This is a genomic window from Saccharopolyspora sp. NPDC045941 (genome assembly GCF_056431445.1).
The window spans coordinates 33111-43456 of the sequence record NZ_JBWKKU010000076.1 but is presented as its reverse complement, the minus strand read 5'-3'; the positions used below and the strand labels follow the sequence as shown (position 1 = coordinate 43456).

The 10346-nt window shown below is 71.2% G+C and carries 8 protein-coding genes; 2 read left to right on the top strand and 6 right to left on the bottom strand.

Going from position 1 to position 10346, the window contains the following annotated elements; all coding sequences use genetic code 11:
• Positions 1–330: 330 nt before the first annotated feature.
• Positions 331–3273 (bottom strand): FAD-binding and (Fe-S)-binding domain-containing protein, encoded by a 2943-nt coding sequence (locus AC07FN_RS39215; protein ID WP_478400215.1) that lies wholly within the window; start codon positions 3271–3273, stop codon positions 331–333.
• A gap of 71 nt (positions 3274–3344) precedes the next feature.
• Entirely contained in the window at positions 3345–4508 is a 1164-nt protein-coding gene (locus AC07FN_RS39210) for a pyridoxal-phosphate-dependent aminotransferase family protein (RefSeq protein ID WP_478400214.1), read from the bottom strand.
• Positions 4509–4631: 123 nt separating this feature from the next.
• On the opposite strand from AC07FN_RS39210, the gene AC07FN_RS39205 reads away from it, so the two are divergent.
• The gene (locus AC07FN_RS39205; protein WP_478400213.1) at positions 4632–5381 is read left to right on the top strand and encodes an IclR family transcriptional regulator; all 750 of its coding nucleotides are present in this window, start codon (positions 4632–4634) and stop codon (positions 5379–5381) included.
• Positions 5382–5392: 11 nt separating this feature from the next.
• Here AC07FN_RS39205 and bioD read toward each other — a convergent pair whose 3' ends face one another.
• From bioD to bioB, 4 genes are read right to left on the bottom strand one after another with little or no spacing between them, the layout of a single operon-like run.
• A complete protein-coding gene (bioD, locus tag AC07FN_RS39200; protein ID WP_478400212.1) occupies positions 5393–6052 on the bottom strand; it encodes a dethiobiotin synthase in 660 nt (219 codons plus the stop codon).
• Complete coding sequence (locus AC07FN_RS39195; protein WP_478400211.1) at positions 6049–7188, bottom strand: 8-amino-7-oxononanoate synthase; 1140 nt, start codon at positions 7186–7188, stop codon at positions 6049–6051. The genes bioD and AC07FN_RS39195 overlap by 4 nt, the downstream gene beginning before the upstream one ends.
• On the bottom strand, positions 7185–8444 hold the full coding sequence (locus AC07FN_RS39190; RefSeq protein WP_478400210.1) for an adenosylmethionine--8-amino-7-oxononanoate transaminase: 1260 nt from the start codon (positions 8442–8444) through the stop codon (positions 7185–7187). The genes AC07FN_RS39195 and AC07FN_RS39190 overlap by 4 nt, the downstream gene beginning before the upstream one ends.
• Position 8445: 1 nt before the next feature.
• A complete protein-coding gene (gene bioB / locus AC07FN_RS39185; protein WP_478400209.1) occupies positions 8446–9519 on the bottom strand; it encodes a biotin synthase BioB in 1074 nt (357 codons plus the stop codon).
• Positions 9520–9620: 101 nt separating this feature from the next.
• On the opposite strand from bioB, the gene AC07FN_RS39180 reads away from it, so the two are divergent.
• Entirely contained in the window at positions 9621–10175 is a 555-nt protein-coding gene (locus tag AC07FN_RS39180) for a TetR/AcrR family transcriptional regulator C-terminal domain-containing protein (protein ID WP_132486579.1), read from the top strand.
• The last annotated feature ends 171 nt before the right edge of the window (positions 10176–10346 follow it).

Below are 10346 nucleotides of genomic sequence, written 5' to 3'. Positions count from 1 at the left end.
CTGGCTCAGTTCCAGCAAGGCCAGTTTCGGTCCACGACCATCGCCCATACCACACCCTAACAACCTGACAATGAATCAACGACTCACGACACTAGCGGCTGTTTTGAATGTCGTGGTGTGAGGTGTGGTATCGCGGGGTTTTGTCTTTGAAGCGGCGCAGCCGCTTAGCCCACTTACGCAACTTGCACCGCCGCGGGTTCTCAGGTGTCTTCTCGCGAGGACAGCCCCGGCGTGGTGAATTGGTCATTCATGAGTCGGGGATCCCACAGGGAGAAGGCACCTGAGGTTCCGCTACCGGCACCGCCACCAGAACAAACCCGGAAACAGGCTCTAGCCGACGGTGAGCGCCTCGCGTACGAGCTCTACTGGGTGCCACGCGGTGCGGCCTGCGCCGTGGAAGATCTGCTGCCGGCACGAAACCCCGGTCGCGGCCACGACCGTGTCCTCGGGTTCCGCCGCCAGCGCCGGGAAAAGCCGGTCCCCGCCGACGGTCATGGACGTTTCGTAGTGCTCCGACTCGAAGCCGAACGAGCCTGCCATCCCGCAGCAGCCCGCGTCGATCTCCTCGACCTGCGCCCCCGGGATCCGGCGCAGCAGGGCGACCGTGGCGGCGGTGCCGACTTCGGCCTTCTGGTGGCAGTGGCCGTGGAAGACGATGCGGCGCCCCGCGAGCCAGGAATCGGCGCGCAGGGTCAGCCGGCCCGCGTCGATCGCCTCGACGAGGAGTTCCTCCACCTGCTTGACCCGCTGCGCCACGGCGCGCACCGACGAGGAGTCGGGCAGCAGCGCCTTGTGCTCCTCGCGGAGCATCAGCACGCACGACGGCTCGCAGCCCACGATCGGCGAATCCGGTGCGGTGTCCCGCTCCAGCGAGGTGACCAGCGCCGTCGCCTTCTTCTTCGCGTCGTCGAGCATTCCCTTCGACATGCTCGACCGCCCGCAGCAGCCGCCGCCCGCGAGATCCACCCGCCAGCCCGACCGTTCCAGCAGCTCGATGCCCGCCCGGCCGATGTGCGGTTCGGTGTAGGTGGTGAACGAGTCCGCGAGCCAGGTGACCGCGCCCCGCGGCGCGGCGGGCGGCGCGGACGTTCGGCGGCGGAACCAGCGGAGCAGGCTGACCCGCTGGAACGTGGGCAGCGGGCGGGCCGCCGCGATGCCGAGCGTGCGGTCCAGGATCCGGCGTAGGAAGGGGATCCGGCCGGGCAGGTTCGACAGCGGGGCGGTCGCCGAGCCGAGCCGGTTGAGCGCGCGGATCGAGGAGAACACGCGCGACCGGAGCGGAGTCCCGTGGATCTCGTGGTGGTGCGCGAGCGTTTCGGCCTTCAGCGAGGCCATGTCCACGCTCATCGGGCATTCGCTCTTGCACGCCTTGCACATCAGGCAGAGGTCGAGGATCTCGTGGAGGCGTTCGCCGCCCAGCGCCGCGTGCGGGTCCGGTTCGGACAGCGCCTTCACCAGCGCGTTGGCCCGGCCGCGGGTGGAGTGCTCCTCGTTCTTCGTCGCGATGTAGGACGGGCACATCACGCCCGCGCTTGCCTTCCGGCAGGCGCCGATGTTCATGCAGCGGTCCGCGGCGCCGCGCATGCCGCCGACGACCTCGAACTCCAGCATCGTCCGCAGCGGTGGGGCGGGCGGGAGGGCGTCGCGGTCGCGGAGGTTCTCGGTCATCGACGGCGCATCGACGATCTTGCCGGGGTTCATGACGCCGTCGGGGTCGAAGAGCCGCTTGACCTCGCGCATGGCCTCGTACGGCTCGTCGCCGAAGATCTCCCGGTTGAACTCGCTGCGGGCGAGGCCGTCGCCGTGCTCGCTGGAGTTCACCCCGCCGTACTCGGCGACGAGGTCCTTGACCGCTTCCGCGACGGCGCGCATCTTGGCGACCTCGCCGGGGTCGGTCAGGTCGACGAACGGGCGGATGTGCAGGCAGCCCACCGAGCAGTGGCCGTAGAACCCCGCCTCCATCCGGTGCTCGTCGAGGATCTCCTTGAACCGCTTGGTGTATTCGGCGAGGTGCACCGGGTCCACCGCGGTGTCCTCGACGAAGGCCAGCGGGCGGCGGGTCCCCTCGCCGGCGGCCATCAGCAGGCCCAGGCTGGACTTCCGGACCTTCAGCAGCGCCTGCTGCTCGGCGGGCGTGACCGCGCGGAGCGTGTGGTAGCCGTGCCCGTTCTGCTGCCACCGCGCATCGAGCCGGTCGAGCTGGGCGACCAGGTCCGCTTCGTCGTCGCCGGTGAAGGAGACGAACAGCAGCGCGCCCGGGTCGCCGACGAGCACGTTCCCGAGGTCGGCGAACTCGATCTTCTGCCGCGACAGGTCCAGGATCGTCCGGTCCATCAGCTCGACCTGGTGCGGATCGCAGCTCAACGCGTCCGTGGTGGCCGAGATGGCGCTCGCGGTGTCGGTGAAGTGGCCGACGGCGTAGACCGTCCGCCGCGGCTTGGGCACCAGGTCCACGAGCGCGCGGGTGGCGATGACCAGCGTGCCCTCCGCGCCCACCACGAACTTCGCCAGGTCGAACGGCTTTTCCGGCCCGAAGCCGACCAGCCGGTCGAGCCGGTAGCCGCAGGCTCGGCGCCAGAACGCCGGCATCTTCGCCTCGATGACGTCCTCGTTGGCGGTGACCAGGCCCGGAAGTTCTTGGTAGATCCGCCCTTCGAGGGTCTCCGCCGACGCCCGGCGCGCCCGCTCGGCCTCGTCGACGGGCTCGAACCGGGTGCACGAGCCGTCGGCGAGCACCACGTCCAGCGCCCGCACGTGGTCGATCGTCATGCCGTAGGTCAGCGAGCCGCTGCCCGCGGAGTTGTTCCCGATCATCCCGCCGATCGTGGCGCGGTTGCTGGTGGAGGTGTCGGGGCCGAACATCAGCCCGTGCGCGGCGGCGGCCTGGTTGAGCTGGTCCTGCACCACGCCGACCTCCACCAGCGCCGTGCGCGCCCCCGGGTCGATCTCCAGGATCCGGTTCATGTGCCGGGACATGTCGAGCACCAGGCCGGGCCCCACGGTCTGGCCGACCAGGCTCGTTCCCGCGCCGCGCGGCACGACCGGCACACCGAGCCCGGCGGCGACCTGCACGGCCGCGGCGACGTCGTCGTTGTGGCGCGGGAAAGCGACGCCGAGCGGCGTGATCGAGTACATGCTGGCATCGCGGGAGAAGAGGTGGCGGGTGTAGTCGTCGAAGGCGACCTCGCCGTCCAGCGCGGCGCGGAGCGCGCGTTCCAGGCGAGAACCGAGGGTTTGCCGTGCGGCGGGAGCGTCAGTTGTCGGGACGGTCATCGCGATTCCTTTCCACCGATTCGTCCTTGCGGTCGCCGCGCCCGGCGGACCAGGGCGCCGCACTGATTTGCCTAGGCGCGCAACACCTCCAGGGCCGCTTGGAGGCCGGTGGGGTCGATGGGAACCCCGGACAGTTCGAGTCCCATCTGGACGCCGGCGAGGGTGCCGGCCAGCGTCAGGTCGTTGAAGTCGCCGAGGTGGCCGATGCGGAACACGCGGCCGGCGAGCTTGCCCAGGCCGGCGCCCAGCGACATGTCGAAGCGGTCCAGGATGACCTCGCGGACCTTGTTCGCGTCGTGCTCCTCGCCCAACCGCACGGCGGTCAGCGAGCTGGAGTGCTCGCGTTCGTCGGCGCACAGCACCTCCAGACCCCAGGCCCGCACGGCTGCTCTGGTCGCCGCGGCGTGCCGGTCGTGCCGGGCGAAGACGTTGGGCAGCCCCTCGGCTTCGAGGAGGGACAGCGCTTCCCGCAGTCCGTAGAGGAGGTTGGTGGGCGGGGTGTAGGGGAAGAAGCTGCGCTCGTTGGCTTCGAGGATGGGCGCCCAGGTCCAGTACGACTTCGGCAGCCGCGCCCCTTCGGCGGCGGTGAGCGCCTTCTCGCTGATCGCGTTGAAACCCAGCCCCGGCGGCAGCATCAGGCCCTTCTGCGAGCAGCTGACCGTGACGTCCACACCCCACTCGTCGTGCCGGTAGTCGATGGAGCCCAGCGAGGAGATCGTGTCGACCAGCAGCAGCGCGGGGTGGTCCACTTCGTCGATGGCCGCCCGGATCTCCGGCACCCGGCTGGTGACCCCGGTGGACGTCTCGTTGTGGACGACCATCACCGCGGCGATGCCGTGCTGTTCGTCCGCGGCCAGCCGCTCGGCGACGACGGCCGGGTCGACGCCTCGCCGCCAGTCCCCGGGGACGAAGTCGACGACCAGCCCGAGGCCTTCCGCCATGTCGCGCCACAAGGTGGCGAAGTGGCCGGTTTCGAACGCGAGCACGCGATCGCCGGGGGACAGGGTATTGACGAGCGCCGCCTCCCAGGCCCCGGTGCCCGAGGACGGGTAGATGACGACGGGCCGATCGGTGCCGAACACCGGCCGGACCCCGTGCAGCACGCCCTGCGCGAGTTCCGCGAAGTCCGGCCCGCGGTGATCGATCGTGGGTTGCGCCATGGCGCGCAACACGCTGCCGGGGACGTTGGTCGGTCCGGGGATCTGCAGGAAATGCCGTCCGCTGTTGGCGGCCATTGCACCAAACCCTTCTGAGCCGATCAGGTGACGCCGATTAGGTGATGCTGTGCCGTGACGTGGTACGCTGTGCCGTATGAAAGCGCCGAGAGAGTAGGCATGGCGGACTGAGGAGTCAAGGCATTGCGCAACGTCCTGAACACGCTGCGGGTACTGGAAGAGGTCGCCGCGCGGCAGCCGATCGGCGTCGGCGAACTGGCCCGCGCGCTGGACATGCCCAAGAGCTCGGTCCAGCGCTCGCTGCTCACCCTCGACGAGGCCGGGTGGATACGTCCGGCACCGGGCGAGGTCAAGCGGTGGGTGATGACCACCAAGGCGCTCGCGATCGGCGGCCGCGCCAGCGGTGACCTCGGCCTGCGCGACGCGGCCAGGCCGATCATGGAGGACCTGCGCCGGCGCACCGAGGAGACGATCCACCTCACGGTCCCGGAGGAGGACAGGGTCGTCCTGATCGAGCGGCTGGAGACGTCGAAGCCGCTGCGCATCAGCATGGCCCTGGGGCACGCGCTTCCCCTGCACGCGTCCGCCAACGGCAAGGCGGTCCTCGCCAACAGCGGCCCGGAGGTCCTCAAACGGCTGTTCGCCGACGAGTTACCGCGTTACACCGACAGCACGATCACCGATCCGGACCAGATGCTCGCCGAGCTGGCCCGGATCCGGGAACGCGGATTCGCGCTCAACCACGGGGAATGGCGGGCCGACGTCGGCTCGGTCGCCGCCGTCGTCCTGGAGGGACCGGAGAAGCCGATCGCCAGCCTCAGCGTGAACATCCCGATGAGCCGCCTGACCGAGGAGAACGAAGCGATCTTCGGCGCCGCGGTGAGCGAGGCGGCGAGGAACCTCGGCGCCCGGCTCGGCTACGAAGCGGCGTAACGAAGCCCAGGTCAGTCCGTCAGCCAGGAGCCGGCTCGCGCCCGGAACTGCTCCGGTTCGAGACCGCCCGCGCCGTCGGGAATCGCCGCCACGATCGGCACTCCCGTGACCCGGGGCAGCTCGGCGAGGTTGCACTCCTCGGCCAGGCCGAGCGCTTCCGGCACCGCGCCGAGCACCAGTCCCGCCGGCTCCAGGTTTCGCGAACGCAGGGCGTTGACGGTGAGTTCGGTGTGGTTGAGGGTGCCGAGCCCGGCCCGGGTCACGACGTACACCCGCACCGGGTGGTCCACGGCGAGCCCGGTGGCGAGGTCCAGCAGGGTGCCGCCCCCGGTGTCGAGGCGGACCAGGAGGCCGCCCGCGCCTTCGACGATCACGGTGTCGCGGGTCCGGGCGAGCCCGCGGATGCGGGCCGCGTGCTCGCTGATCGGCGGGATCCCGATGCCGCGCCGCCGGGCGGCCGTGTCCGGCGCGAGGGGATCTTCGAGCCGGGTGAACTCGGCGACCTCGCAGCCCGCCAGCCGCGCCACGACGGAGATGTCGGGTTCGTCGGTGCAGACGCCGGTCTGCGCGGGCTTCACGACGATCGTTCCCGGACCGGAGCGGACCGCGAGCGCCGCGGTGGTCACGGTCTTGCCGACACCGGTGTCGGTGCCCGTGATGATGGTGATCATGCCTGCCGCCGGTGGTCGTCGATGGTGCGGGCCAGCACGTCGACGGCGCGCGCCCAGCGCTCGTCGTCGAGGCCGACGTGGGTGGTGATCCGGAGCCGGGAGATCCCGTCGGGCACCGACGGCGGGCGGAAGCACCCCACCCGGACCCCGGACGCGAGCGCCGCGGCCTGCACGGCGACGGCGACCTGCGGCGACGGCATGGGCACCGAGAGCACGGCGCCTGCCGACCGCGGCACGCCCAGCCGGTCGGCCAGCTCGCCGCCACGCTGGTGGATCCGAGCCGGGAAACCGGGTTGCCCGCGCAGCCGGCGGAGGGCGGCCAGCGCGCCGGCGGTGGGCGCCGGTGCCAGCCCGGTGTCGAAGATGAACGGGCGGGCCCGGTTGGTGAGGTGGTCCATCAGCCCAGCGGAGCCGAGCACCGCACCGCCCATCGCGCCGAGCGATTTCGACAGCGTCGCGGTCATCACCACGTGCCGGTCGTCGGCCAGGCCGTGGGCGTGCACCAGTCCTCGGCCGCCGTCACCGACCACGCCGAGCCCGTGCGCCTCGTCGACGACGAGCAGCGCGTCGTGATCGGCGCAGGCCGCCGCCAGATCCTCCAGCGGAGCGGCGTCGCCGAGCACCGAGAAGACCGACTCGGTCAGCACGATCGCCCGCCGGCCACCGGCTTCGGCCAACGCGGCCCGGACCGCGGCGACGTCGTTGTGCGGGACCACCTCGATCGCCGCCCGGGACAGCCGCGCGGCGTCGATCAGCGAAGCGTGCACGTGCGCGTCGGAGACGATCAGCGTCTGCTTGTCCGCCAGCACGGTCACCGCCGACAGGTTGGCGTGGTATCCGGTCGAGAAGACCAGCGCCGCCTCCCGACCGGTGAACTCGGCGAGTTCGCGCTCCAGGGCGGCGTGCAGCGTGGTGGTGCCGGTGACCAGCCGGGAGGCGCCCGATCCGGCGCCCCAGGCGAGGGCGGCGTCGGCGGCCGCTCGGCGCACCTCGGGATCGCAGCTCAACCCCAGGTAGTCGTTGTTGGCGAGGTCGATGACGTCGTCATCGACCGCCCGCGGCCGCAGCGTGCGCTGCAACCCGGCGTCTTCGCGCTTGGTCCGCTGTTCGGCGAACCACGTTTCCCAGTCGTTCATCCGGCCTCCGCAGCGGCCGCGATGCCGGTGCAGATGGCGGCGATGTCGTCGTCGGTGCACACGTACGGCGGCATGGTGTAGATCAGGTCGCGGAACGGGCGCAGCCACACGCCCTGCTCCAGGGCCGCTTCGGTCGCCTTGACCACGTCGACGGGGTGGTCGAGCTGGACCACGCCGACCGCGCCGAGGACCCGCACGTCGACGGCGTCGATGTCGTGCAGCGCCTGCAAACCCGTGTTGATCCGGCGCACGTCCGCCGCCCAGTCTCCGGTGCTCAGCAGGTCCAGGCTGGCCGAGGCGACAGCGCAGGCCAGCGGGTTGCCCATGAAGGTGGGGCCGTGCATGAGGACGCCGGAATCGCTGGCGGACACGCCACGGGCGACCTCCGTCGTGCAGAGCGTGGCGGCCAGCGACAGGTAGCCCCCGGTGAGCGCCTTGCCGACGCACAGCACGTCCGGGGTCACCTCGGCGGCGTCGGCGGCGAAAAGTGTTCCGGTGCGGCCGAATCCGGTGGCGATCTCGTCGAAGACCAGCACCAGTCCGTGCTCGTCGGCGATCTCGCGGAACACCCGCAGGCATGCGGCGGGGTAGGGGTGCATGCCGCCGGCGCCCTGGAGGAGCGGCTCCACGATCAGCCCGGCGAGCCGGTCCGCGTGCTCGGCCGCGAGCGCGCGGAAGCCCGCCGCCCAGGCGTCGACGTCGCCGTCGAGCCGTGGCGGGCGCTCGCCGAACACCTGCTCCGGCAGCACACCGGACCACATGGCGTGCATGCCGCCGTCGGGGTCGCACACGCTCATGCAGTCGAAGGTGTCGCCGTGGTAGCCACCGCGGACGGTGAGGAACCGGGTCCGCTCCGGCCGGCCGACGCCGCGCTGGTACTGCAGCGCCATCTTCATCGCCACCTCGACGCTCACCGACCCGGAGTCGGCCAGGAAGACGCGGTCGAGACCGGCGGGTGCGAGGTCGACCAGGCGCCGGGCCAGCTCGATCGCCGGCTCGTGGGTGAGCCCGCCGAACATCACGTGCGACATCTGCTCGATCTGCCGGCGCACCGCCGCGTCGAGCACGGGGTGCCGGTAGCCGTGGACCGCCGACCACCACGACGCCATCCCGTCGACCACCTCGCCGACGCCGTCGAGGGTGATCCGGCTGCCCGCGGCGCCGGTGACCAGGCGCGTCGGCGCCGGGTCGGCCATCGATGTGTACGGGTGCCACAGGTGCTCGCGGTCGAACGCGAGCAGTGCTCCGGCGGTCATGTCAGGCGTTGGGGAGGACGTCGGTCCCGGCACCGCGGAGCCGGATCGCCGGATCGATCGGCTCCAGCCGCCCGGTCTGCTGCGCGAGGTCCTCCTCGGAGCCCAGGACGACGAAGCCGTTGTCGCGGATCATCTCGAGGTCCGCCTTGGCTTCCTGGCCCTCCGAGGTGAGGTAGTCGCCGAGGAAGATCGAGTTGGCGACGTGCAGCGCGATCGGCTGCAGCGAACGCAGGTGCATCTCGCGGCCGCCGGCGATCCGGATCTCCTTGTCCGGGCAGACGAAACGGGCCATCGCCAGGATCTTCACGCAGCGGGTGGGGGAGAGCTCCCAGGTGTTCTCGAACGGGGTGCCGTCGAAGGGCATCAGGAAGTTGACCGGGATCGAGTCCGAGCCCAGCTCCCGCAGCGCGAACAGCGCCTCGACGAGCTGCTCGTCGGTTTCGCCCAGGCCCGCGATCAGGCCGGAGCAGGGCGAGATCCCCGCGCCCTTCGCCTTCTCCACGGTGTCGACCCGGTCCGCGTAGGTGTGGGTCTGGACGATGTTGTCGTGGTTGCTCTCGGCGGTGTTGATGTTGTGGTTGTAGGCGTCCACCCCGGCGGCCTTCAGGCGCTCGGCCTGGCCGTCCTTGAGCAGCCCCAGGCAGGCGCAGACCTCGACGTCGGGGTACTCCTCCTTGAGCGCCCCGACCATCTCGGTCACCTTGTCGATGTCCCGGGTGGACGGTCCGCGGCCGGAGGAGACCAGGCACACCCGGCTCGCACCGCCCTTGAGCCCGGCGCCGGCCTGCCGGAGGGTCTCGTCCTTCGACAGCCACGAGTACTTGAGGATCGGCGCGTCGGAGCCCAGCGCCTGCGAGCAGTAGTTGCAGTTCTCCGGGCACAGCCCCGATTTCAGGTTCACAAGGTAGTTCACCTTCACCGCGTTGCCGAAGTGCGCGCGGCGCAGCCGGCCGGCGGCGGCGACGACGGACATCAGCTCGGAGTCGTCGGCGCGCAGCACCGCGAGGGCGTCCTCCGGGGTGGCCGGCACCCCGGCGAGGATTCCATCGGCGAGCTGGTGGAAGGTGTTGTTCATCGCTTCTCCCGTGTCGGCAGGCGCGGCAACCTGAACAGTGTTCACCTGAACGGTGTTCAGGCTAGACTGGGCGGGGCGAGAGGTCAACGGGAGGGGTCTGCGTGCGGTATCACCGGAGCGACGTCGTGGATCGCGCGATCGCGGTCCTCGACGAGTACGGGCTGGAGTCGCTGTCGATGCGGCGACTGGCCGCCGAGCTCGGCGTGCAACCGAGCGCCCTCTACCACCACGTGCCGAACAAGCAGACGCTGCTGGCGGCGGTCGCCGACGAGATCCTGACCCGGGGCAAGCGGCCGCACCGGGCCCGGGAATGGGACCGGCGCGTGGTCGAGGTCTGCGCGGAACTCCGGGACGCGATGCTCGCCTACCGCGACGGTGCGGAGGTGGTCGTCACGGCGCACACCTTCGGCCTCGGCGCCGCCGAGCCCGCGAACCAGCTGCGGGCGGCCCTGCGCGACGGCGGCCTGCCAGACGACCTGGTCGACGTCGGCACCCGGGCCCTCCTGCACCTCGTCTTCGGCCACACGGTGGAAGAGCAGATGGCGCTGCAGGCGGCGAGCGCCGGCGCGATCGACCGGGCGCCCGGCGGACCGGCGGACTTCGAGCGCGGGCTCGAACTCGTCCTGGACGGCCTCCGGTCCAAGGTCGGCGGCTGACGGCGCGCGGGCACCGCAAGGGGTTCGGTGCCGCCTGCCGGAGTCGGCGACGGCACAGCGATCTCCGGGAGGCCCGGCGAGCGACTTGAGGTGGCTGCCGCTCGGGCGCTGTTCGATACTCGGCTCGGGGGGAGTACTTCCGCAGGGTCTGCCCGGTCAGGACGGATGTCC

Coding starts and splice junctions, on each gene's coding strand:
- AC07FN_RS39215 (WP_478400215.1), bottom strand. CDS start 3,273: ATGACCGTCCCGACAACTGACGCTCCCGCCGCACGGCAAACCCTCGGT.
- AC07FN_RS39210 (WP_478400214.1), bottom strand. CDS start 4,508: ATGGCCGCCAACAGCGGACGGCATTTCCTGCAGATCCCCGGACCGACC.
- bioB (WP_478400209.1), bottom strand. CDS start 9,519: ATGAACAACACCTTCCACCAGCTCGCCGATGGAATCCTCGCCGGGGTG.
- bioD (WP_478400212.1), bottom strand. CDS start 6,052: ATGATCACCATCATCACGGGCACCGACACCGGTGTCGGCAAGACCGTG.
- AC07FN_RS39195 (WP_478400211.1), bottom strand. CDS start 7,188: ATGAACGACTGGGAAACGTGGTTCGCCGAACAGCGGACCAAGCGCGAA.
- AC07FN_RS39190 (WP_478400210.1), bottom strand. CDS start 8,444: ATGACCGCCGGAGCACTGCTCGCGTTCGACCGCGAGCACCTGTGGCAC.